We start from the raw sequence: 23,649 nt of genomic DNA, 5'->3' as shown, positions 1-23,649 counted from the left end.
AAATAATCTACCTGAAAATATCGCCTACGCTACAACCTTGTCCTTTATGTGCGATTTGTCCGACGGACGAACCTTTACGCACGCAGTTGAAGTCCAGGGTGTGGACGATGGCTGAGGTCTTGACCAATACCGGTCGGATCGCCAGCAGCAGGGAAGCAGAGGACCGAGCTATGGCTGTCGAATGGGTTGTCGCTGCGGGTGTGTTTATGGCTGCCAGTGCGGCGTTATGGGGCTTGAGTGCCTGGATGACGCGCCGTATCGAAGCGGCTGTTCCAAGCAACGGGCGCTTTGTGGAGATCGATGGCGAGCGCTTTCATTATGTAGACGAGGGCAAGGGCCCGCCGCTGGTGATGATCCACGGCCTGATGGGCAGCAGTCGCAACCTGACCTATGCCTTGTCCGCGCAATTGCGCGAGCACTTTCGGGTGATCACCCTGGACCGCCCCGGCTCAGGCTATTCCACCCGGCACAAAGGCACCGGCGCCGACCTGCCAAGCCAGGCCCGGCAAGTGGCGACCTTTATCCAGACCCTGGACCTGGGCCAGCCCCTGGTGCTGGGGCATTCCCTGGGCGGGGCGATTTCCCTGGCCCTGGCCCTGGACCATCCCCATGCGGTGTCCGGGCTGGTGCTGGTGGCCCCGCTGACCCATCCCCAGCGCATGATCCCCCTGGTATTTCTATCGCTGGCGGTGCGCCCGGGCTGGCTGCGGCGCTGGGTGTCGCGCACGCTGACCGTGCCCATCGGCATGCTCACCAGTGGCGCGGTGGTCAAGGGCGTATTTGCTCCCGACCCGGCACCGGCCGACTTCGCCACCCGTGGCGGCGGCCTGCTGGGGATGCGTCCCGATAACTTCTATGCCGCCTCCACCGAAATCGGCCTGGTCAACGATTACCTGCCCGATATGGTCAAGCGCTACGCCCAGTTGCGCCTGCCCATCGGCCTGATCTATGGCGCGCGGGACAAGGTGCTGGACTTTCGCATGCACGGCCAGGCCCTGGCGGACAAGGTGCCAGGGCTCAAGCTGCAGCTGGTCGAAGGCCGTGGCCATATGTTGCCCATCACCGCTACCGAGCGGGTGGCGGCATTGGTCGAGCAGGTGGCCAAGCGCAGCAGGCCGCTGGAAACAGCCACAGCCCTGCACCCGCCCTTTGCGTTGGCGAGCAAATAATCATGAACCCCACGGTGCGGTCGAAAGTCGCTAACGCTTGCCCTAGACACCTGACCGAACGGCTGAAAAAGGGACTGCCCGGTCACGTAAAAAAGGCCTCGAAAAAGTAGTTGACGACCTATCGGTTCCGCGCTATTTATTTAAAAAAATATTTCAATATTTATTTTGAAATGATTTTTGAAATGCCTAAGAGCGAATAAAATAATGAAAAAAACGCCTTTTATCGCATGGTTGATTTCAAGTGGCCTTCAGTGCCGCCTGAACCTGTTTCCTGTCTCTTTTGCTTCGCTCTCCCTCCCTGCCGCGCAGTGCGTCCGGAGGTTGCCATGAATCAGACCCTGGCTGCCCCGCACGTTTGGACCGACGGCAAGCGCCACCTGTGGTGGCTGGGCATCATGCCTCTGGCGACCCCGCTGCTGTCTGGCGCCCTGGCTATTACTACGGGTGTACAAGAGCTGTGGTGGGTCGGTGTGCTGGTGATTTTCGGGCTGATCCCGTTGATCGACGGCCTGCTTGGGGAAGACGTCAGCAACCCGCCAGAATCCGCTGTCAGCGGCCTTGAGTCGCAGAAGTACTACCGCTGGATCGTCTACACCGGGGTGTTGTTGGTTATTTCATCCCTGGTGATGACCGGTTGGCTGGCGGTCAGCGGCATCGACTGGATGATCAACGGCGGCCTGCTGCAACTCACGGCGTCCATGGACCCATCGAGCTGGATGGCACAAACCGCCAGCTTCCTGACCGCCCGGGTGCAACTGCATGGCGAGGTGAGTTGGTTCACCTACCTGGGCATGGCCATGTCCACCGGCGCCGCCACTGGCATCGCGATCAACACCGCCCATGAACTGGGGCACAAGCCGCGCCTGCTGGAGATTGTGCTGGCGAAGATCACCCTGGCGCCGACCTTCTACGGGCACTTCTACACCGAACACAACCGTGGCCATCACGTGCGCGTCGCCACTCCGGAAGATCCGGCCAGCTCGCGGCTGGGGGAGAGCTTCTGGGCCTTCCTGCCGCGCTCGGTGTGGTTCAGTGCGCGCTCGGCCTGGAACCTGGAACGCGAACGCCTGCGCAAGCTCGGCCTGCCAGCCTGGCACTGGAAGAACGGCGTACTCAGCGCCTGGATGTACAGCGTGGTGTTGTGGGGCGCGATGATCGCCTGGCTGGGTGCGGCGGTGATTCCCTTCCTGTTGATCCAGGGCATCTACGGCTTCTCGTTGCTGGAAGTAGTGAACTATGTCGAGCACTACGGGCTTAAACGCCAGAAGTTGCCCAATGGCCGTTATGAGCGGTGTTCGCCGCGCCACTCGTGGAACAGTAACCGTATTGTCACCAATATCTTTCTGTTCCAGTTGCAGCGCCACTCCGATCATCACGCCAACCCGACTCGCAGTTATCAGTCGTTGCGCCACTTTGATGAATCGCCGCAACTGCCGTATGGCTACGCCAGCATGATTGTCTGGGCCTATATCCCTTACTTGTGGCGCCGGCGTATGGATCACCGGGTACTACGGCATTATTCGGGGGATGTCACCCTGGCCAATATCCAGCCATCCAAACGCTTGAAGATACTGGAGAAGTACGGCAAGACCAGCACTTTCTAATGTGAATCAACTGTTGTAGGGCGCACTCGGGGTCTGTGTATCGCGCAGGTTTTCATCGCCCACGGTTTGCCGGATTCGAGTGCTGCTTAAGTTGCAAGAAAGTTGTTTGACCCTAACAAAAATAAAATCAAGGGAAGGACGTACACCATGCAAACACCTGCCAAGTTCACCACCCATATCGTGCTCGCTGCGCTGGGCCTTATCGCCTATCACCAGGCCCAGGCCGCACGCATCGAACCTGCCGGCAGCGCCTTCACTGCCCAGGGCCCCATCAGCTTTTCCAAGGGCGCGCTGATCAGCGCCGACTGCACCATCAAGGTGGCCGGCAAGGTCGCGGCCGATGGTTCGCAAGTCAATGTCGACAAGGTCGAGTTCGACGGTGGCCTCAAGTGCAGCCGCGTCGAAGCCATCAACCTGCCGTGGATTTTAGTGGCCAAGGATGCTAGGAGCGGCTCCATGTCGAAGATCAGCGTCGATGTGCACGCCTTTGGCCTGGGCGGCAAGTGCGGCCCATCCACTGCCGAAGGCACCTGGGATAACGCCACCGGCAAGTTGGAGGCGGCCAATGTGCCGATTGGCGAAGACTGCAAGATCAAGACGGTGTCGATCAAGATGCCGCCGACGTTCAAAGTCGTCGAGTAAACCCCCGAATTTGTAGCGGTAATTGCATTGAAATTTGGCTGGAAAGGGAAGTTCTGCTGTTTCTCCGTGACCTCTCGATCATGGCCATTACCCCGGCGAAATGACTCGCCATACATGTGAGGAAAAATAATGAAAAGTTTGAAAACCCTCGTTTGTGTAAGTTCGTTTGCTCTGTGCTTTGGCGCGGCTTCGATGGCCAGTGCGGCGTCTTTTAGTCCAATTGGAGCGACGTTTGTTACAGGGGCGACTGGGAGCATTGAGGTTAAGTCGCCTTCTTCGTTCCAGAGCTCGGTGACCTGTAAGGCTGTTTTTGAAGGCACGGTCCGTTCAGATGGCAAGGCGGATATCACCAAGGTCACCATCTCTCAAGGCACCAGCTCTCTGTGCGACCTGCCTCAGATCACTGGATTGCCTTGGTTGCTGGAGCCTCTCACTGCAACGACTGGCAAGGCTCACAACGTTGGCTACAAGATCGTCACTCCAGGCTTCCCACCGCCAACCAACTGCGGCCCTTCCTCCATTGACGTGCTGTTGTCATCGACACCAGCACCGTCTCCAAGTATCGCATTGACTGCGAACAATCAGCCGCTTTCTGGCAATTGCACCGTTGTGAAACTGAATGTTGGCGCTCTTGGGGTCACTATTATTCCTTAATGTAGGAACTGCTCCAAAAGGGCTGATCACCCAGTAAAGACAGGCGCCTCGTAAGAGGCGCCTGTTGAAGAAAGTCTGATCGGTTTTATCGATTGAGACGAAAAAAAACAATAAGGAGTGGGGCATGAATAATAAGAAACAACAGGCACAAGTGTTCCTCAGCCTGGCATTGTTGAGTGGGCTGATGGTGACTGCAGGCTCGGTCCAGGCAGGCGGCTTCATGACTCCTACTGCTAACACTGCTGGCTGGGGTCGGGCGTTCGGTGGTGGTTCGATGTTCAAAAACGATCCGTCAGCGGCCTACAACAACCCAGCTGCCATGGCTTTCATTGACAAGACTATTTCGCAGTTCACCATCAACTACGCAAATATCGATATCAAATACAAAGGCTCGGCGTATGACTACGCTGGTAATCCGACGTCTACCACTGTCATGGATCCTACGACCGGGGAACTTGTCTCGTCGACCCCGCGCACCGGTGACGGCGGCCAAGGCGGATTCGAAGCCTGGGTACCCACCGGTTTTATGGTGATCCCGATCAACGACCGTTTTGCCTTTGGCCTGAGCCAGGTGGTGCCCATGGGCGCCCGCACAACCTGGGATGAGGACTGGAAAGGCCGCGATTTTGCAGTGGATACCCGCATCGAAACCGTTGGCTTGACCGGCTCCCTGTCGTTCAAGGTCAATGATGAGTTTTCCATCGGTGGTGGTGCGATTCTTCAGCACACCAAAGGCTTTGTGAGCCAGAACGTCGACCTGTATGCCGCTGCTGCGCAGTCGCCGGATTTCGGTTTCGTTCCGTTTCCCGCCGGCCAGGGCTTCGCCTTGATGCGCGTCAAGGTCGACAACAACTCTCTGGGCTGGTTTGCAGGGATGACCTGGAAGCCTACGGCGCAAGACACCCTGGGCTTGAACTACCACGCCAAGATCAAGAACAAGCTGGAAGGCAAGTACAACATGTACGCCGATCCGGGCTCGGAAGCACTGATGACCATTCCTGTGATCGACGGTAAAACCCTGGTCGAGTTGGCTTACCCTGGGCTGAAGCTGTATCCGGGTGGTGCCAATGCCTCCACGCAACTGGATATCCCTGCCAACGCGTCCCTGGACTGGGTACACGACTTCTCTGACCGCCTGACCCTGGGCGCCAGTGTGACCTGGACCCAATGGTCCTCCTTCGAGGCGCTGACCTTGAAGTCCAATGGCAGCACCATCGTGTCGATCCCGTACAAGTACAAGAACACCTGGATGTATTCGTTCGGTGGCGACTACAAACTCACGGATGACTTTACCGTGCGTGCCGGTGTGGCCTTCGACCAGACCCCAACCCGCAACTCCACCCGTGACCCACGTATCCCGGATGGTGACCGCACTTTTGCCTCCCTGGGCTTTGGCTACAACATCCGCGCCATTCCTGGCCTGAGCATCGACGGCGCGTATTCCCGCCAGTTCGTGGAAACCGTCAAGCTCAAGACCAAGAACGTTGATCGTCTGGGCGCGGCGTCGCTGGATGGCAAATCCGAGGCCAAGGGCGAAGTGGTCAGCCTCTCGGCTACCTACGCCTTCTGACCTGAGGTTGTATCTGCGTAGTGCCTGGGTAAACGCGTAGTCAGCGCATCTTTCTACTGCGTTTACCCGGTGCTGCACCCATGGGTCGCCCACGCGACCCTTGGTGATTTCTTTCTCCCTTCAACACTTCGGCTGACACGTTCGGCCGAGAATTATTTCGCAAACAGATTAAATAAAAATTTCAAAACAAAATTTGAATTTGTCTTTTCAAGTTTGTAGTGTGGTGATCAGTCGCAGGCCATACCGACCTGCTGACATGCGTGCCGTGCCCTGAATAGTTGCCCTGATCAAGTAGAGGTATCTCCATGGTTATCTGGTTATTGGCGGGACTCGCTGCGGCGACTGCCCTGGCGTATCGACAAGCGGCAGCCACCCTGTGGCTGGGGGCTGGCCTGGCCTGGCTGGCGGGCGGCTACCTGTTCAATGTGGTCGCTGGGTTTGGCCTGAGCGTTGCGGCGTTGCTGGTGGTGGTACCGGCGCTGCTGCTGAGCATCAAGCCGCTGCGCCGCGCACTGTTGACCAGCAAGGCCCTGGGCCTGTTTCGCACGATCATGCCGGCCATGTCCGACACTGAGCGCGCGGCTATCGAGTCCGGCACCGTGTGGTGGGACGCCGAGTTGTTCAGCGGCAAACCCAATTGGCAGCGCTTGCTGCAAGCCGCTCCGGCACGCTTGAGCGCCGAAGAGCAGGCGTTCCTCGACAACGAAGTGGAAACCCTCTGCGACATGGCCAATGACTGGGAAACCACCCAGGTCTGGCAGGACCTGTCGCCCGAAGGATGGCAGTACACCAAGGACGCCGGCTTCCTCGGCATGATCATTCCCAAGCAATATGGCGGCAAAGGCTTCTCCCACTATGCCCATTCGCAAGTGGTGATGAAGCTGTCGACCCGTTGCTCGGCGGCGGCGATTTCGGTGATGGTCCCCAACTCCCTGGGACCTGCCGAACTGCTGCTGCATTACGGCACCGACGCCCAGCGCAATTACTACCTGCCGCGCCTGGCCCGGGGCGAAGACATCCCGTGCTTTGCCCTGACCAGCCCCTATGCCGGCTCCGACGCCGGGGCGATTCCCGACCTGGGCATCGTCTGCAAGGGCATGCATGAAGGCCAGCAAGTGCTGGGTTTCAGCGTGACCTGGGACAAGCGCTATATCACCCTCGGCCCCATCGCCACGGTGCTGGGCCTGGCCTTTCGCGCCGAAGACCCGGACGGCCTGCTGGGCCAGCCTGGTTCGCTGGGCATCACCTGCGCGTTGATCCCCACGTCCCATCCCGGGGTGAACAGTGGTCGCCGTCATTGGCCCCTCAATGCGGTGTTCCAGAACGGCCCGACCACCGGCAAGGACGTGTTTATCCCCCTGGAGTGGGTGATCGGCGGCCGCGAGCAAGTGGGCAACGGCTGGCGCATGTTGATGGAATGCCTGGCCGCCGGGCGCGCGATTTCCCTGCCGTCGGCCAACGTTGGCCTGGGCAAGGTGGCGGTACGCGGTACCACGGCCTATGCGGCGATGCGCAAGCAGTTCGGCCTGCCGATTGGCAAGTTTGAAGGGGTGCAGGCGCCGTTGGCGCGCATGGCCGGGCACCTGTATGCCTGCGATGCGGTGCGCAAGGTGTCGGTGGCGTCGTTGGATGCCGGTGAGAAACCCTCGGTTATCTCGGCAATTGCCAAATACCACGTCACCGAGCGTGCGCGGATCATCGTCAACGATGGCATGGACATCGTCGCCGGCAAGGGCATCTGCATGGGGCCCAACAACTTCCTGGCCCGTGCCTATCAACAAAGCCCCATCGCGATCACGGTGGAAGGCGCGAACATCATGACCCGCTGCCTGATCATCTACGGCCAGGGCCTGATCCGGTGCCATCCTTATGTGTTTCGCGAGATGGAAGCGGCGCGCAACACCGATAGTCGCCAGGCGTTGCTGGCGTTCGACAGTGCCATGTTCGGTCACCTGAGCTTTGTGCTGGCCAACACCGTACGTGCGGCGGTGCATTCTCTTACCGGCGGGCGGCTGATTGCCGTGCCGGCCAAGACCGACCCTTCGCTTGCGTCCTACTACCGCCAGGCCAATCGGCTGTCGGTGGTGCTGGCATTGATTTCCGATATTTCCATGGGCGTGCTGGGCGGGGCGCTCAAGCGCAAGGAAAGCATCACCGGGCGCCTGGGCGATATGCTGTCCCAGCTCTACATCTTGTCCTGCGTGCTCAAGCGTTTTGAAGACGATGGCCGGCCCCAGGCGGATCTGCCGCTGGTGCATTGGTCGGCCCAGGACGCCCTGTTGCGGGCCCATGAAGCCCTGGCCGAGGTGCTCGACAATTATCCTTCGAAGCCGGCTGCGGCAGTGATTCGTGGCTTGAGCTTCCCGTTCGGCATTCCCCAGCGCAAGCCGTCAGACCGCTTGCTGGCCCAGGTGGCCGAACTGGTGCAGACCCCGGGCGAAAGCCGCGACCGTTTGCTGGCCAACTCCTACATCCCGCGTCCGGAAGTCGACAAGTTGGCCTACGGCGAGTTGGCGTTCCGCCTGCTGCCCCAGGTGGAGTTGATCGAAGGGCGACTCAAGGCGGCCGTCAAGCAAGGCACCCTCGACCCGATGCCGATCAGCACCTCCGCCTTCACCGCCTGGCGCATCAAGGCCCGGGCCCTGGATTTGATCAGCGCCGACGAAGATACCCTGCTGGCGCGCTACGTGGAGTACGCCGACCACGGTATCCAGGTGGACGACTTCCCGCAGGACTTCGGGTTGCTGGAGGCACTGCAAAAGCGTCAACAGGCGTTGGAGCAAGTGGCCAAACCCAGCAGCAAAAAACGTGAAAACGCCCCGGTGAACTAAACACCAACACGCGCCCTGTAGGAGCTGGCTTGCCTGCGATAGCGGTGTGTCTGTGCCAAAGATGCAATCTGACACACCGCCATCGCAGGCAAGCCAGCTCCCACAGGAGATTGGGTTTGCAGGTCAGGAAAACGGATCGATTTATGAGCGACAGCTATCTCTCTTTTGTGAACTCTGCCTGGGGCCGTCGCCTGGCCCAGACTATCGGCTTGCCACAACCCTTGCCCCTGCAACGTCATCGCAGCGGCCAGCAAGGCTTGGCCAACCCGGTGATCATCGCCGGGGCAGGGGGCCTGGCGGACGAGGTGCGGCGCATCTTCAAGGCCACCGACACCGTGCCGGCCCAGGCCGCCACGCTCAAGGCGCCGTCTACGGTCAAGGTCCAGGGCGCGGTGTTCGATGCCAGTGCCGTGCTCGACCTCAAGCAACTGGACGAACTCTACGAATTCTTCCACGCCAACGCCCGGCGCCTGGGGCAGCACGCCCGCGTGGTGGTGCTGGGCACCGCGCCCGAACACTGCCAGGACTTGCCCCAGGCCATCGCCCAGCGTGCCCTGGAAGGCCTGGTGCGGTCCCTGGCCAAGGAGCTGCGGCGGGCGATAACAGTGCAACTGATCTATGTCGCGCCGGGTGCCGAACAGGCTCTGGAAAGCAGCCTACGCTTTTTCCTGTCGCGGCGTTCGGCCTATGTCTCGGGGCAGGTGGTGCGCCTGGAACAACCGGTCGATGCCGCCCCCGCCATCAACTGGGACAAGCCCTTCAGCGGCCGCCGCGCCTTGGTCACCGGCGCCTCCCGTGGCATCGGCCTGGCTATCGCCCAGGTCCTGGCCCGTGACGGCGCGCACGTGGTGTGCGTGGATGTGCCGCAAGCGTTGGCCTCCCTGGAACAGGCGGCCAGCAGCGTCGGCGGCCACGCCTGGGCGCTGGACATCACCGCCGCCGATGCGGTGCGGCAGTTGCAGGCTTATGTGGCCGAGCACGGCGCGTTTGATGTGGTGGTGCATAACGCCGGGATCACGCGCGACAAGACCATCGCGAAAATGACCGAAACCGCCTGGCGCAGTGTGCTGGCGGTCAACCTCGAAGCGCCGTTGCACTTGAGTCAAGCCTTGCTGCAGGGGCAGGGGCTCAATGCCGGTGGGCGGGTAGTCTGTGTGTCGTCGATCTCCGGGATCGCCGGCAACCTGGGGCAGAGCAACTACGCCACCTCCAAGGCCGGGGTGATTGGCCTGGTGCAGGGCCTGGCGCCCGTGGCGGCGGCGCGGCAGGTCACGGTCAATGGCGTGGCGCCGGGGTTTATCGAGACCCAGATGACCGCGAAAATCCCGCTGATGATTCGCGAAGCGGGGCGGCGCATGAACTCCCTGTCCCAGGGCGGGCAACCCATCGACGTCGCCGAAACCATCGCCTGGCTGGCGCATCCGGCCTCGGGCGGGGTCAACGGCCAGGTGGTGCGCGTGTGCGGCCAAAGCCTGTTGGGAGCCTGAGCATGGACTACGTGACGCAGATTATCGATCCGCCGCCATCGCGCAATCGCCTGTTGCTCGATGGCCTGTTGGCGCTGCGCAAACCCAAGCTTGAGGGGGCGCCGGCCTTGCCCAGGGAGCGCCTGGTGCGCTCGGCGGTGGAGTTGAGTGCCAGGGATATTGCCGCCTATGGCCGGGCCTGTGGTTTCCGGCGTGAGCAAGGGGTGCCGCTGTCCTATCCCCATGTGCTGGCGTTCCCTTTGCACTTGATGCTGCTGACGCGCCCGAGTTTTCCGTACCCCGCCAGTGGCATGGTGCATCTGGCCAACCGCATCCGCCAGCATCGGCGCCTGCAGGAAGGCCAGGCCCTGCGCCTGGAAGTGTTTGCCGAGCGCTGGGTGGGCCATGCCAAGGGCCAGGCCTTGAGCATCGCCACCCATGCCTACAGCGCCGGCGAGTTGGTGTGGCAAAGCGAAAGCCTGTACCTGCGCCGGGATGTCGCCAACCCGCTGGGCGAACCCTGGGGGCACAGCCTGCAATTACCCGAAGAGGACCTGCGGCGGACCCAGCGCTGGGTGCTGCCGGCGGATCTGGGGCGGCGTTTTGCCAAGGTGTCGGGGGATTTCAACCCGATCCATACCTCGCTGATCGGCGCGCGCCTGTTCGGTTTTCGCCGGGCCATTGCCCATGGCATGTGGACCCTGGGCCGCGCCCTGGCCGCCCAGCAACCCCCGGGCGGGCTGGACGTGGCCGAGGCCCATTGCGAGTTCAAGTTGCCGATCTTCCTGCCCGGCCAGGTCGCCCTGTGGAATGCCCCGGCAGACGGCCCGCGCCGCGCGTTCGAGGTGCGCAACCCGGCCGGCGACAAACCCCATATGCGCGGCCTGTTTATCTGGCACCCACGTTTTGATGAGAGTCGTCCATGAGTGACTACAGCTTCAACCCCGCCCCGACGCGCCGTGTGGCGATTGTCGGTGGCAACCGCATTCCGTTTGCCCGCTCCAACACGGTGTACGCCCACGACAGCAACCAGGATTTGCTGGTGGCTGCGCTGCAAGGCCTGGTGGACCGCTACAACCTCCACGGCCTGCGCCTGGGCGAGTTTGCCGCTGGCGCGGTGATCAAGCATTCACGGGATTTCAACCTGGCCCGAGAATCGTTGCTGTCCACCACCCTGTCTGCCGAGACCCCGGCCTACGACCTGCAACAAGCCTGCGGCACGGGCCTGGAGGCGGCGTTACTGGTGGCCAATAAAATCGCGCTTGGGCAGATTGAAGTGGGGATTGCCGGGGGCGCCGATACCACCTCCGACGCGCCCATCGGCATCAACGAGTCCCTGCGCCGCACACTGCTGGCGGCCAACCGCGCCAAGGGTGCCGGCAACAAGTTGCGCAGCCTGTTGCAGGTGCGTCCCTCGATGTTTTTCAAGCCTTTGCTGCCACGCAATGGCGAGCCGCGTACCGGCTTGTCCATGGGCGAACACTGTGAAGAAATGGCCAAGCGCTGGCAGATCAAGCGCCTGGCCCAGGACGAACTGACCCTGACCAGCCACCAGCGCCTCGACGCGGCCTATAACAACGGCTTCTTCGACGACCTGATCAGCCCCTATCGCGGCCTGTCCCGCGACAACAACCTGCGCGCCGACGCCAGCCTGGAGAAGCTCGCCAGCCTGTCCCCGGCCTACGACCGGCAGAACGGCACCCTCACGGCCGGCAACTCCACGCCCCTGACCGACGGCGCTTCGGTGGTGCTGCTGGCCAGCGAGGAGTGGGCCGCCGCCCGCGGCCTGCCGGTGCTGGCCTACCTGCGTACCGGCGAGACCGCGGCGGTGAACTTCGTCGATGGCAGTGAAGGGCTGCTGATGGCACCGGCCTACGCCGTGCCACGCATGCTTGCGCGCGAAGGCCTGGGTTTTGCCGACTTTGATTTGTTCGAGATCCACGAAGCCTTTGCCGCCCAGGTGCTGTGCACCCTCAAGGCCTGGGAAGACGCCGATTACTGCCGTGAGCGCCTGGGGCTGGAGGCGCCGCTGGGGCCTATCGACCGCGCCAAGATGAACGTCAACGGCGGCTCGCTCGGTTGCGGTCATCCCTTTGCCGCCACCGGTGGCCGTCAGTTGGCGGCGCTGGCCAAGGCCATCCACCAGCGTGGTGGCGGGCGCGGCTTGATTTCCATCTGTGCCGCCGGCGGCCTGGGCATTACCGCCATCGTTGAAAAGTAGCCCTACAACAATAAGGAGACTGCGATGAATGCTGTAAGCCTGGACCAAACCGAACGTATCTGGCTGAACGCCTATCTGCCCGGCGTGCCCAGCGACATCGATGCCGGCATCGAGGACTACCCGTCGTTGCGCGAGGTGTTTCTTGAGCATTTGCACAAATACCGCGACCGCGTGGCCTACGTCAGCATCGGCACCGAAATGACCTACGCCACTTGGCAGGCCCAGGGCATCGCCTTTGCCGCCTGGCTGCAAGCCCAGGGCGTGCGCAAGGGCGATCGCGTGGCATTGATGATGCCCAACTGCCTGCAGTACCCGATCTGCCTGCTGGGCACCATCCTCGCCGGTGCGGTGGTGGTCAACGTCAACCCGTTGTACACCTCCCACGAACTCAAGCACCTGCTCAAGGACAGCGGCGCCGAGACCGTGGTGATCTTCGAGAACTTCGCGCACACCCTGGAAAAAGTCGTGGCCGGCAGCACGATCAAACGCGTGGTCATCGCGGCCATTGGCGACCTGCTCGGCACCTTCAAGGGCGCGGCGATGAACTTCATCCTGCGCCGTGTGCAAAAACAGGTGCCCGCTTTCAATCTGCCGGGTGCGCTGCGTTTCAACCAGACGCTCAAACAGGGCCGGGGCCTGACCCACACCCCGGTGCCGCTGGCGCGTGAAGAACTGGCGTTCCTGCAATACACCGGCGGCACCACCGGCGATGCCAAGGGCGTGATGCTCAGCCACCGCAATATCATCGCCAACCTGTTGCAGGCCAAGGCCTGGGTGGGCGATCAACTGGACCAGAACCAGCAGGAAACCAACGTCACCCTGTTGCCGCTTTATCACATCTTTTCCCTGACCGTGAATTGCCTGATGTTCATGTGCCTGGGCGGGCGCAATATCCTGATCGCCAACCCACGGGACGTGAAGCGGGTGCAGATGATCCTGCGCAAGGAGCGTTTCAACGGCATTGCCGGGGTCAACACGTTGTTCAACGGCTTGCTGGAGAACGCAGAGTTCCGCGCCCGGGACTTTTCCGACCTGCGCCTGGTCATCGCTGGCGGCATGGCCACGCACACCGCGGTGGCCAAGCGCTGGAAAGAAGTCACCGGGCTGCCGATCATCGAGGGTTACGGCCTGACGGAGTGCTCGCCGGTGGTGAGCATCAGCCCCATCGATATCTCACGCATGCGCGACATGGAATTTACCGGCAGCATCGGCGTGCCATTGCCGTCGACCTGGGTGCGCTTCATCCGCGAGGACGGTGAAGTGGCTGACATCGGCGAGCAGGGCGAATTGCAGGTACGCGGCCCACAGGTAATGCAGGGCTACTGGCAGCGCCCCAAGGAAACCGCCGAGGTACTGGACGCCGAGGGCTGGCTGTCGACCGGGGATATCGGGGTGATGAACGAACAGGGCTTCATCCGCCTGGTGGATCGCAAGAAGGACATGATCCTGGTGTCGGGTTTCAACGTGTACCCCAATGAAATCGAAGACGTGGTGGCGTTGCATCCGGGGGTTGCGGAAGTGGCGGCGATTGGCGTGGAGGATGGGGTGACCGGGGAGAAGGTAAAGATTGTCGTGGTGCGCCGCGACCCCAGCCTGACTCAGGAGCAGCTGTTGGCCCATTGCCGGGAATATCTGACGGGTTACAAGGTGCCCAAGTTTGTCGAGTTCCGCGTCGAAGAGTTGCCCAAGACCACGGTGGGCAAGGTCCTGCGCCGCGCATTGCGCTGACTTGATACGGTCTAATGTGGGAGCGGGCTTGCCCGCGATGACAGAGTGTCAGTCAATAAATGTGCTGACTGACAGCCCGCCATCGCGGGCGAGCCCACTGCCACATTGATCGGTGCGGGTCTTTAAATTTCGCTCACGTTGACCCACCGCTCTTCCCGCACCGCCAGCCGAAGCGCTGTCGCCAACCGCTCCACCTCCCATGCCGCGTCAAAATCAGTACCCGCTGCACCTTGCCCGGCCAGTGCCATGATCAACTCCTGTACCTCCAGGGTCTTCAGTTCGTTGTACCCCAACTGATGGCCCGCCGCCGGGCTGAACGCGGCATAGCCGGGCAGGGCGGGGCCTGCCAGTAGGCGCTGGAAACCCTGGTCACCGGCGCGAAACAGGCGCAGCTCATTCAACCGCTCCTGATCGAACGCCAGGGTGCCGCGTGTGCCGCTGATCTCGAAACTCAGGTGATTCTTGTAGCCGTGCTTGAGCCAACTGCTGCTGACAGTGCCGTGTGCGCCATTGGCAAAACGCAGCAGGGCATGTACCTGGTCGTCCACCGCAATTGAGCGCAATTGGGTGCTGCCAGGGCTGGCCGGGCGTTGGGCGTGGACGGTCTGGCTGTCGGCGCACACCTTGCTCACATCGCCCACCAGGTAACGCGCCATGGCCAGCAGATGACTGCCCAGGTCCGCCAGGGCGCCGCCGGCATGCTCTACCTCACAGCGCCAGGACCAGGGCGACACCGGGTCGGCCATGAAGTCTTCACTGAACTCGCCCTGGAAACTGATGATCTGCCCCAGCTCGCCCGCCTCGATCATCTGCCGCGCCAGGACGATCATCGGGTTGTGCTGGTAGTTGTAGCCGACTCGCGTCACCACCCCGGCGTCGCGGGCGGCGCGGCGCATGGCGTCGGCTTGCTGCAGGCTGGTCGCCAGGGGTTTTTCGCAATACACCGCCTTGCCCGCCGCCAGTGCCGCCATGGCCATGGGGTAGTGCAGGTGGTTGGGGGTGGTGATGGCCACCAGGTCCACTTGCGGATCCTCGATCAGTTGTTGCCAGTCGCCGTGTGCCTGGGCAAAACCCCAGGCACTGGCACAGCGCTGCGCACGCTCGGTGTCGGCATCGGCCAGGGCCGCCAGTGTCAGGTTGAAGGGCAAGTCAAACACCGCACGGGCGTTATTGAACGCCAGTGCGTGGGCACGGCCCATGAAGCCTGTACCGATCAGGCCGATTCCAAGTGCGCGCATGGCGGTGGTCCTTTTGATTATTGTTTTCAGGAGGGCAATTAATAGAATAAAAATTCCCTACAATCAATATGTGGAATAAAAATACCGCCAGCTGGCTGCGGGCAAGTCATCATTCCAGCGAATGCGGCTATATTCAGCGCGAAGGCAAAAGGCCTCTAGTTAACAAAAGATAACGTAGCGCCGATTGTCAGACGATTCCAAAGCCCGATAGGATGGCCCCTGCTTCCTCAAGGGGCTCTAGATTGCAGGTTTGCGCACTGCGAACACCCTGCAAGGTGTTACGACCTAACAATAATAAATGGGAGAAAGGTCTATGAGTGAGCCTGTCATGGGTGTGGGTTTTTGCCGCCCGCTCGCGTCGCGCAAGGTCGCGGTGCTGGCTACAGCGCTCTCGCTGCTGGGGGTTGTCGCGTTGTCGACGGCTGCCCAGGCTGCAACCGACGCCGCAGAACCTGCGGCATTTGCCATTGAATCGCCGAAGGCCGAAAAAGGCCTGATGATCGACGTCGTGCACGCCGGCAAGCGCCTGGTGGCGGTCGGTGATCGCGGGCATATCCTCTATTCCGATGATCAGGGCGCGACCTGGGTGCAGGCCAAGGTGCCGACCCGGCAGTTGCTCACGGCGGTGTTTTTCATCGACGAGCAGCATGGTTGGGCGGTGGGGCATGACGCCAAGATCCTCGCCAGCAGCGATGCCGGGGCTACCTGGACCGAGCAGTTCAAGGACCTCAGCCGTGAAGCGCCGCTGCTGGACGTGCTGTTCAACGACCCCAACCACGGCTTTGCGGTGGGCGCCTACGGTGCGCTGATCGAGACCACCGACGCGGGCCAGACCTGGGAGGACGTCAGCGACCGCCTGGACAACGAAGACCAGTACCACCTCAACGCCATCGCCCAGGTCAAGGACGCCGGCCTGTTTATCGTTGGCGAGCAGGGCAGCATGTTCCGCTCCAGCGACGAGGGCCAGACCTGGGAAAAACTCGAAGGCCCCTACGAGGGCTCGCTGTTTGGCGTGATCGGCACCGCCCAGCCCAAGACCCTGTTGGCCTATGGCTTGCGTGGCAACCTGTTCCGCTCCACTGATTTTGGCGACACCTGGATGCCGGTAGAGCTCAAGGCCGCCCGTGGCGCCCTGGAGTTTGGCCTGTCGGGTGCGACCCTGCTCGACGACGGCACCCTGGTGGTGGTTGGCAACGGCGGCAGCGTGGTGGTCAGCCACGACGATGGCCTGACGTTCAGCGTATTCAACCGCCCGGACCGCATTTCACTCTCGGCGGTGACGGCGGCGGGCAATGGCGACTTGATTCTGGTGGGGCAGGGTGGCGTGCGCGTCGCCGAGCCAACCGGCGCCGAACGCAAAAAACAATAAGAAGGCGGGGATAGAATGAGCAGTCATCACAACGATAAAGCGACCTTTCTTGAGCGCCTGATCTTCAATAACCGCCCGGCAGTGATCGTGATCTGCCTGCTGGTGAGCATCTTCCTGTTCTGGCAGGCGACGTTGATTCGCCCGTCCACCAGCTTCGAAAAAATGATCCCCCTGCAACACCCCTTCATCGAAAAGATGATGGAGCACCGCAACGACCTGGCAAACCTGGGCAACACCGTGCGTATCTCGGTGGAGGCCAAGGACGGTGACATCTTCTCCAAGGAGTACATGGAGACCCTGCGCCAGATCAACGACGAAGTGTTCTACATTTCCGGCGTCGACCGCTCCGGCCTCAAGTCCCTGTGGAGCCCCAGCGTGCGCTGGACCGAAGTGACCGAGGAGGGCTTCGCCGGCGGCGAAGTGATCCCGCAGAGCTACAACGGCTCGCCGGAAAGCCTCGACCAGTTGCGCAACAACGTGCTCAAGTCCGGGCAGGTGGGGCGCCTGGTGGCCAACGACTTCAAGTCGAGCATCGTCGATATCCCGCTGCTGGAGTCCTACCCGGACCCGCAGGACCAGGGAAAATTGCTGGCCCTGGACTACCAGAAGTTCTCCCACGAACTGGAAGACAAGATCCGCACCAAGTTCCAGGAGCAGAACCCCAACGTCCAGATCCATATCGTCGGGTTCGCCAAGAAAGTGGGCGACCTGATCGACGGCCTGATCATGGTGGTGCTGTTCTTCGGCGTTGCGTTCGTGATCACCCTGGTGCTGCTGCTGTGGTTCACCAACTGCGTGCGCAGCACCATCGCGGTGTTGAGTACCACGCTGGTGGCGGTGGTCTGGCAACTGGGCCTGATGCACTTTTTCGGGTTCGGCCTGGATCCGTACTCGATGCTGGTACCGTTCCTGATCTTTGCCATCGGCATCTCCCACGGTGTGCAGAAAATCAACGGCATCGCCCTGCAATCCAGTGAGGCCGACAACGCCCTGACGGCGGCCCGCCGTACGTTCCGGCAACTGTTCCTGCCAGGGATGATCGCGATTCTTGCGGACGCGGTGGGCTTTATCACCCTGCTGATCATCGATATTGGCGTGATCCGCGAACTGGCCATCGGCGCCTCCATCGGCGTGGCGGTGATCGTGTTCACCAACCTGATCCTGCTGCCGGTCGCGATCTCCTATGTGGGTATCAGCAAACGTGCGATTGCCAAGAGCAAAAAGGACGCCAACCGCGATCATCCGTTCTGGCGCCTGCTGTCGAACTTTGCCAGCCCGAAAGTCGCGCCCATCTCCATTGCCCTGGCCCTGGTCGCCTTCGGTGGCGGCCTGTGGTACAGCCAGAACCTGAAGATCGGCGACCTCGACCAGGGTGCCCCGGAGCTGCGCCCGGACTCGCGCTACAACAAAGACAACAACTTCATCATCAACAACTACTCCACCAGCTCCGATGTGCTGGTAGTGATGGTCAAAACCCCCGCAGAAGGCTGCTCGCGCTACGAAGCCATGGCGCCCATCGACCAGTTGATGTGGAAAATGCAGAACACCGAGGGCGTGCAGTCGGCGATCTCCCTGGTGACCGTGTCCAAGCAGATGATCAAGGGCATGAACGAGGGCAACCTGAAATGGGAAACCCTGTCCCGTAACCCGGATGTGTTGAACAACTCCATCGCCCGTGCCGATGGCCTGTACAACAACAATTGCTCCCTGGCGCCGGTGCTGGTGTTCCTCAACGACCACAAGGCCGAGACCCTCGACCGTGCGGTGCATGCGGTGCAGGACTTCGCCAAGGAAAACAACAAGGAAGGCCTGGAGTTCATCCTCGCCGCGGGCAACGCCGGGATCGAAGCGGCTACCAACGAGGTGATCAAGGAAGCCGAGCTGACCATCCTGATCCTGGTCTACCTGTGCGTGGCGACCATGTGCATGATCACCTTCCGTTCCTGGGCCGCGACCCTGTGCATCGTATTGCCGCTGGTGCTGACCTCGGTGCTGGGCAACGCGCTGATGGCATTCATGGGCATCGGCGTCAAGGTCGCGACCTTGCCGGTGGTGGCACTGGGCGTGGGGATTGGCGTGGACTACGGCATCTACATCTACAGCCGCCTGGAAAGCTTCCTGCGCGCCGGTTTGCCGTTGCAGGAAGCCTATTACCAGACCCTCAAATCCACCGGTAAAGCCGTACTGTTCACCGGCCTGTGCCTGGCGATCGGCGTGTGCACCTGGATCTTCTCGGCCATCAAGTTCCAGGCCGACATGGGCCTGATGCTGACCTTCATGCTGCTGTGGAACATGTTCGGTGCACTGTGGCTGCTGCCGGCCCTGGCGCGGTTCCTGATCAAACCGGAGAAACTGGCGGGGCAGAAGGGCAATTCGCTGTTTGCCCACTGAGCCTTACCGCAGGCAAGGCCCTTGTCCCCAAGGGCCTGTTGTCACCCGCGAGCGTGTGTGCCCTGTCAGGTGGCCAATGGCAGGAACCACCGCTCGGCCAACGCCTTGCCAATCAAACACACGGTGTACATCCACGACCGCCTGGGGGCTTTGTGCCCTGGCCAGTTGCGAGTAGTAGCCGACCCGGCGTTGCTCGCGTGTCTTGAGGTGGGCGGCGGTGTAGTGTTCCTTGGGCGTATCGGCTGCCGGGTAGTGGAAGTGGGCGTACCACAACGGGTAACCGTGCGGGTCGTTGACGGCATACTCCTGGACGAAGTCCCGGCGCTCGCCGCTTAACTGGATACGCTCGCCCAGCAACGCCATATTGGCGTGTTTCTGCTCGATCAGGTATTCCAGGTTGCCGTGGGTTGGCGGCAGTTCCAGGCACAGTTGGATGCGTAGCGCCTGGCCACGCTCACTCAGGCGGGCCGCGGCCTGGCGCATGTCATTTTCCAGGGTCTGGTCAGCCGGTGTGCGGGCTTCGACGGGCTGGGCCTGGATCGCCTGGTGCAGCTCGGTGGCCAGCTTGTCATAGCGCGTCGACTCATACTGCAGCACCTCCTGGACCTCTTCCGGGTGCCGGGAAATCTTCTTGTATTGCTCGCCACGCTTGAGGTGCTCTTCAAGCATGGCCAGCAGTTTGCGGGCCTCACCCTTGACCAGGTTCAGCGCGCGCGGTGCCGCCGGAGAGCGCGGGGGCGATGCTTCTTTGTATGCGATCCATTGCTCGCCCCGCTGTGAATACAGGCCCAGCAGCTCGTCATTGACCTGGGAGCGTACTTCGACGGTTTCCACGCTGCCCACGGGTTTGACCTCACCGATAAACGTGCCTTTTTTCGGGGTGCGGATGACTTTTTTCAGCGGCTTGCCGGCCACCGCCGGGTTGCGCCGGCTCGGGCGCCTGGGTGGCTGGGCGACGGGTTTGATTTCGCTGGCCAGTTGCTGGGCCGCGTCCTGGTACAGCCCCTCCACCAGCTTGAGCAATTTGGCAAAATGCTCGCTGTCCAGCTCATCGGCTTTGACGATGCCGACCCCCTGCAACGAATCCAGGCCCCGGCCATAGTGCTCCACCAGGCTTTCCAGCACGCTGACGCGGTCCTCGGCCGTCAGTTCCAGATCGTTCAGCTCACTGTGGGTACGCAAGTGTTCCTGCAGGGGTTCAAGGATGTCGATCAGTACATTGACCAGTGGATGATCCGGGTGGTTGTGGGTCATCAGTGCGTAGTTGCGTATCAGCAAGTCCTTGACGGCCAGGGCGCTGATTTCCTGGGGACGGTCCCAGGTCAGGCGGCGGTAGTGTTCGCTGCCGGCGTTGCCCAGGTTGAACAGTTGGTCCAGGTAACGATCACGCTGCTCCAGCCAGTGGATCGAACGCTCATTGATGACAATCATTTCCCGGATGAACCGCCGGTAAGCTGCAAAGTTACCGAACACAGCCTCGGCCAGGCGTTCTCCTCGGAACGTGAAGTGTCTGTTGTTGCGGTACAGCGCGTCGCGATCTTTCTTGGCCACCACCACATGCTTGCGCGTGTTGTTGACGATATTTTCCAGCAAGCTCGCCACCGACTCGGGTGGCAAGGCAATCCCCAGCTCGCTGCGTTCTTTGAGGCTGTCCAACTGCTGCTGGTATTCCAATGTCTGTTCCTGCAGGGCCGTATCGAAGCGTTGGCGACTGTCAGCCTGTTGCGCTTCGCCAAAGCGTGGGTCTTCGGCGGTGCTGGTCATCACTCCCAGGATAATCTCGATCCGTTTTTGCCGGACCACCTGCCCCTGGATGAACTGTTCGTAAGAACGCGTCAGTTGGCTGATCCGCTCAGCCCGTCGCTGACGTTCGGCGGCGATCCGCCTGGGGGGCATGCCACCTCGCAGGCGCAGGCGGGTATCTACCGACCACACGCCGTTGGCATCGCTGCGCAGGTAAGGGCCGCTGCGGGTGGTATCGCCAGGGGCGACGACCCTGATGTCGCCCTCCGGCCCCAGGGTCACTTGCAACCATTCGCCATTCGCCTCGGCGTGCCAAATGTTTTCAACCAGGTACAGCCCCTTGCGTGGCCCATTCAGCACGGGGCGCGGCAGGGGCGTCGGCCGGATGGCCTTGAAACTGCTCAGCCGCACGCGCTGGGCAGGCGTCAGGCGTTGACGGGTCTGCGCGAAACTGAAGTCCAACACATTGCGGCTGGTGTCCGGCAACATGCCCGGCAGGGTCACGGCTCCCTCGCGAATCGTCGGTGCCAGGGGCATCGGCCATTGTTCGGCAATACGCGGGGCGAGCGCCGAAGGCAGTGCACGCGCCTTGAGCCCGGCAGCCAGGGGCGGGTAAGACGCCGTCACCTCGGGAGCCGCCTCGAACAGCAGCAGGCCGAGATTGAGCAGCAGATCAACTGCTGCCAGCTCGCGCTGCTGCTGATCCTCGGCGGCCAGTGCCGCAATGTCCTGGCCCAGGCTGGCCATCAGGCCCAGCAGCCAGCCAGTGAGCATCGCCGGCCCGCGCAACAATGGCAGCAACAGATTGCCGAACAACAGGCTGCTACCCTCCAGCAGTACCTGCCAGCGGCTCTCGCTGTTGGACACCGACTCGCGGTTGGCCTGTTGCACCAGGGCGCGGGCATGGTCGCTGAACAGGTAGCTCATCAGGCGCCCGGTGGCCAGGCATTGTTGCAATTCCTCGTTGATGCCATCGCGGGACAGGGTCGCCGGCACCGGCTTGCTCAAGGGCGCAAATTCATCGCCCTGGCCGAAGCGCAGGTAGTGCGGCTCACGGAACCCGCCGTGGGCATAAATCGGCCGGGCGCTGTCACTTAGCCAGGTCAGCACACTGTCCTGTAGCTCGCCGGGCTGGGCGATGGCCTCGAACAGCGTCTGGCGGCTGGCGAATTCCTGAAGCGCTTGGGCATACAACGGGCGATACAGCAGATGAGGGCCGACATCGGCGTTCAACGCTTCGATCAGGTACATGTTGCAGACGCTGTCGGCAGGGGCGCCAGGGGCCCGTACCAACGCCAAATGGCGGATCACCACCTGGCGGTTGTCGACCTGCTGCTCGGCAACATTGCCCTGCATCAGCGCGGCCACCAGGCGTGCGCCCTGGCGGCTCACGCCGGCCTGTTGTTTGAGGCACAACTCCAGCGCCAGCAACGGCAATTGCGCGGCCTGCTGATCGGCAAACAACGTTTCACGCTGCTGCGCCCCGGGGCTGTCGCCCAACAGGTGCTGCTCCAGCAGGCGCGGGTAGTGCTGACCGATATCGACCTTTTCAATAAGGCCACCGGCGCCCATCAAATAGTCGGCGGTCAGCCAGGACGGCAGCGCCAGGCCATGGCGATTGCTCAAGGTCACGGTGCCGCTGGGGCGGCTGGCCAGGTTGTCGATGGCCATGTCCGTAAGGCTCATGCGCTCGTGGCGGATAATTCCGACGGCGCCCGGATAGCCCGAGGTGACAGTGAAGGTCAGTTGCAGGTCGTCGGGGTGCAGGGCGGCGACAGACGGTGGCGTAGGCAACAGGGAGTCGAAGGTCACCGCGTCGTGTTGCAGGGCTTGCAGCAGGGCCTTGACGGTGAAGGTGCGGATATCGTCCAGATCACTGAAAAAGTGGCGCCCGCCGCCGCGCTGTTTGGCGCTGGCCAGTGCCAGGGCATACCGCCGGTAAGTCGCGCGGTCGTCGACGCTGGCCTGTAGCAGCCAGCTCGGCAGGTGTTGGCGCAGGGTATCCAGGGCCTGGAGTGGGGCGGCCGGTGAGTCGCGCAAAAACCGCCCGGGATCGGTGAGTTCAGCATACAGCGCCTGCCAGGCGCTGAAGGGCTGGGCCGTGGGCAGGCGCAGGTTGCCCAGGTCTGCCAGTTGGCGATTGAGGATCATTGCTGCCTGGTGCTCGAAGATATCGCCGTCGGGCTCGTAGCGCTGGATGAGGATATCGTCGACCTGATATTGACTACCCAGGCGCTGGCCGTAGGCCTGGACCAACGCATCCATGGAGGCAAACGCTTCAATGCCACCGCCGGGGCTGCACAGCAGCGCCGGCGTCTTGCCTTGCACGGTACGGATCAACACCAGTTCCGGGCTCAGCAGGTGGCTGCTCTGTTCCGCGCTTTTGAGGGTGACTTCCAGGCCATAGGCGAACACCACACCTTGGCCATGGCGGGCGATCCGCGCTTCACGGTCGGGGAGGGTGACCAGTTGGTCGACCGCCTCCTGCGCCTGTGCATCCAGGCTTGTGTGACGCAGGGCGCAAACGCGCAAGGTGTCCATCAGTACGTGCGCAAGCCAGCGCCAATGACCGGCGTCCCAATAGTCGGCCAAGGCATTTTGCAGGGCGATGGGCAGGGTCTGGGGCAGTTCGCCAATCAGGCTGGCGATGACCTGCATATCGAGGTTTTCCCGGCTCAAACCGGGCAGTTTCAGGCGTTTTGGCGGCTCGTCCGAGAGGTACCAGGGCACGTTGTCCACGTCGCTGAAGTCCAGCGCGATGCCACTGGCCAGCGCATCCTGAACCACTGCCATAAATGGCTGTAACAGCCAACTGCGGCGTTGCGGCCGGGCCAGGCGAGTGCGGCTCAGGTCTATCGTCAACGTGGGGTATTTGGCGCCGATGGCCGACGCGAGTTGTTGGCGGATTACCGTTTCCAGCGTCGGGCGATCAGCAAATTGAGCGCTCACGGCATGGGCGATAGAGGAGGGGGTGAGGGTTTGCATAAACATCCTTTTTTATTGGCAGTCGTTGCCCTTCATGG

At 61.9% G+C, this 23,649-nt stretch carries 14 protein-coding genes; 12 read left to right on the top strand and 2 right to left on the bottom strand.

Going from position 1 to position 23,649, the window contains the following annotated elements:
- Positions 1-170: 170 nt before the first annotated feature.
- The 10 genes from HBO11_RS26155 (at position 171) to HBO11_RS26110 (ending at position 13,885) form a co-directional block, all read left to right on the top strand.
- A complete protein-coding gene (locus HBO11_RS26155) occupies positions 171-1,169 on the top strand; it encodes an alpha/beta hydrolase (protein ID WP_262381121.1) in 999 nt (332 codons plus the stop codon).
- A gap of 326 nt (positions 1,170-1,495) precedes the next feature.
- Positions 1,496-2,773 (top strand): alkane 1-monooxygenase, encoded by a 1,278-nt coding sequence (locus HBO11_RS26150; protein WP_169955783.1) that lies wholly within the window; start codon positions 1,496-1,498, stop codon positions 2,771-2,773.
- 147 nt (positions 2,774-2,920) lie between these two features.
- On the top strand, positions 2,921-3,415 hold the full coding sequence (praA, locus tag HBO11_RS26145; RefSeq protein WP_169955782.1) for an alkane oxidation protein activator PraA: 495 nt from the start codon (positions 2,921-2,923) through the stop codon (positions 3,413-3,415).
- A 129-nt stretch (positions 3,416-3,544) separates the two neighbouring features.
- Positions 3,545-4,069, top strand: coding sequence for an alkane oxidation protein activator PraB (gene praB, locus HBO11_RS26140; RefSeq protein ID WP_169955781.1), 525 nt, complete (start codon positions 3,545-3,547; stop codon positions 4,067-4,069).
- A gap of 124 nt (positions 4,070-4,193) precedes the next feature.
- Positions 4,194-5,639, top strand: a complete 1,446-nt coding sequence (locus tag HBO11_RS26135; protein WP_169955780.1) for an outer membrane protein transport protein — start codon at positions 4,194-4,196, stop codon at positions 5,637-5,639.
- Between the two features lie 305 nt (positions 5,640-5,944).
- Positions 5,945-8,470 (top strand): acyl-CoA dehydrogenase, encoded by a 2,526-nt coding sequence (locus tag HBO11_RS26130; RefSeq protein WP_169955779.1) that lies wholly within the window; start codon positions 5,945-5,947, stop codon positions 8,468-8,470.
- 143 nt (positions 8,471-8,613) lie between these two features.
- Complete coding sequence (locus HBO11_RS26125; protein WP_169955778.1) at positions 8,614-9,957, top strand: 3-oxoacyl-ACP reductase; 1,344 nt, start codon at positions 8,614-8,616, stop codon at positions 9,955-9,957.
- Between the two features lie 2 nt (positions 9,958-9,959).
- Positions 9,960-10,862 (top strand): MaoC/PaaZ C-terminal domain-containing protein, encoded by a 903-nt coding sequence (locus tag HBO11_RS26120; RefSeq protein ID WP_169955777.1) that lies wholly within the window; start codon positions 9,960-9,962, stop codon positions 10,860-10,862.
- Positions 10,859-12,157: an acetyl-CoA C-acetyltransferase gene (locus tag HBO11_RS26115; RefSeq protein ID WP_169955776.1), complete on the top strand. Its 1,299-nt coding sequence runs from the start codon at positions 10,859-10,861 to the stop codon at positions 12,155-12,157. Before HBO11_RS26120 ends, HBO11_RS26115 begins: the two co-directional genes overlap by 4 nt.
- Before the next feature lie 24 nt (positions 12,158-12,181).
- On the top strand, positions 12,182-13,885 hold the full coding sequence (locus tag HBO11_RS26110) for an AMP-binding protein (RefSeq protein WP_169955775.1): 1,704 nt from the start codon (positions 12,182-12,184) through the stop codon (positions 13,883-13,885).
- Between the two features lie 122 nt (positions 13,886-14,007).
- Here the strand turns inward: HBO11_RS26110 and HBO11_RS26105 are convergent, their stop codons facing one another.
- Positions 14,008-15,123 carry a Gfo/Idh/MocA family oxidoreductase gene (locus HBO11_RS26105; protein ID WP_169955774.1) on the bottom strand — a complete coding sequence of 372 codons (1,116 nt, stop codon included), beginning with the start codon at positions 15,121-15,123 and terminating at the stop codon, positions 14,008-14,010.
- 328 nt (positions 15,124-15,451) lie between these two features.
- Between HBO11_RS26105 and HBO11_RS26100 the strand changes: the two genes are divergently transcribed.
- Positions 15,452-16,492 carry a YCF48-related protein gene (locus HBO11_RS26100; RefSeq protein WP_169955794.1) on the top strand — a complete coding sequence of 347 codons (1,041 nt, stop codon included), beginning with the start codon at positions 15,452-15,454 and terminating at the stop codon, positions 16,490-16,492.
- A gap of 15 nt (positions 16,493-16,507) precedes the next feature.
- Positions 16,508-18,883 (top strand): RND family transporter, encoded by a 2,376-nt coding sequence (locus HBO11_RS26095; RefSeq protein ID WP_169955773.1) that lies wholly within the window; start codon positions 16,508-16,510, stop codon positions 18,881-18,883.
- A 3-nt stretch (positions 18,884-18,886) separates the two neighbouring features.
- Here the strand turns inward: HBO11_RS26095 and HBO11_RS26090 are convergent, their stop codons facing one another.
- Positions 18,887-23,611, bottom strand: coding sequence for a hypothetical protein (locus HBO11_RS26090; protein WP_169955772.1), 4,725 nt, complete (start codon positions 23,609-23,611; stop codon positions 18,887-18,889).
- Between the last annotated feature and the right edge of the window lie 38 nt (positions 23,612-23,649).

The organism is Pseudomonas sp. WS 5010 (genome assembly GCF_012985565.1).
In the GTDB taxonomy this organism is placed as follows: domain Bacteria; phylum Pseudomonadota; class Gammaproteobacteria; order Pseudomonadales; family Pseudomonadaceae; genus Aquipseudomonas.
This window is presented reverse-complemented; position numbering and strand designations above follow the sequence as displayed.

What these genes read in the sequence shown, in the direction of transcription:
- praB (WP_169955781.1), top strand. Translation starts at nt 3,545, where the DNA reads ATGAAAAGTTTGAAAACCCTCGTTTGTGTAAGTTCGTTTGCTCTGTGC.
- HBO11_RS26100 (WP_169955794.1), top strand. Translation starts at nt 15,452, where the DNA reads ATGGGTGTGGGTTTTTGCCGCCCGCTCGCGTCGCGCAAGGTCGCGGTG.
- HBO11_RS26120 (WP_169955777.1), top strand. Translation starts at nt 9,960, where the DNA reads ATGGACTACGTGACGCAGATTATCGATCCGCCGCCATCGCGCAATCGC.
- praA (WP_169955782.1), top strand. Translation starts at nt 2,921, where the DNA reads ATGCAAACACCTGCCAAGTTCACCACCCATATCGTGCTCGCTGCGCTG.
- HBO11_RS26105 (WP_169955774.1), bottom strand. Translation starts at nt 15,123, where the DNA reads ATGCGCGCACTTGGAATCGGCCTGATCGGTACAGGCTTCATGGGCCGT.
- HBO11_RS26150 (WP_169955783.1), top strand. Translation starts at nt 1,496, where the DNA reads ATGAATCAGACCCTGGCTGCCCCGCACGTTTGGACCGACGGCAAGCGC.
- HBO11_RS26130 (WP_169955779.1), top strand. Translation starts at nt 5,945, where the DNA reads ATGGTTATCTGGTTATTGGCGGGACTCGCTGCGGCGACTGCCCTGGCG.
- HBO11_RS26135 (WP_169955780.1), top strand. Translation starts at nt 4,194, where the DNA reads ATGAATAATAAGAAACAACAGGCACAAGTGTTCCTCAGCCTGGCATTG.
- HBO11_RS26155 (WP_262381121.1), top strand. Translation starts at nt 171, where the DNA reads ATGGCTGTCGAATGGGTTGTCGCTGCGGGTGTGTTTATGGCTGCCAGT.
- HBO11_RS26125 (WP_169955778.1), top strand. Translation starts at nt 8,614, where the DNA reads ATGAGCGACAGCTATCTCTCTTTTGTGAACTCTGCCTGGGGCCGTCGC.
- HBO11_RS26095 (WP_169955773.1), top strand. Translation starts at nt 16,508, where the DNA reads ATGAGCAGTCATCACAACGATAAAGCGACCTTTCTTGAGCGCCTGATC.
- HBO11_RS26090 (WP_169955772.1), bottom strand. Translation starts at nt 23,611, where the DNA reads ATGCAAACCCTCACCCCCTCCTCTATCGCCCATGCCGTGAGCGCTCAA.
- HBO11_RS26110 (WP_169955775.1), top strand. Translation starts at nt 12,182, where the DNA reads ATGAATGCTGTAAGCCTGGACCAAACCGAACGTATCTGGCTGAACGCC.
- HBO11_RS26115 (WP_169955776.1), top strand. Translation starts at nt 10,859, where the DNA reads ATGAGTGACTACAGCTTCAACCCCGCCCCGACGCGCCGTGTGGCGATT.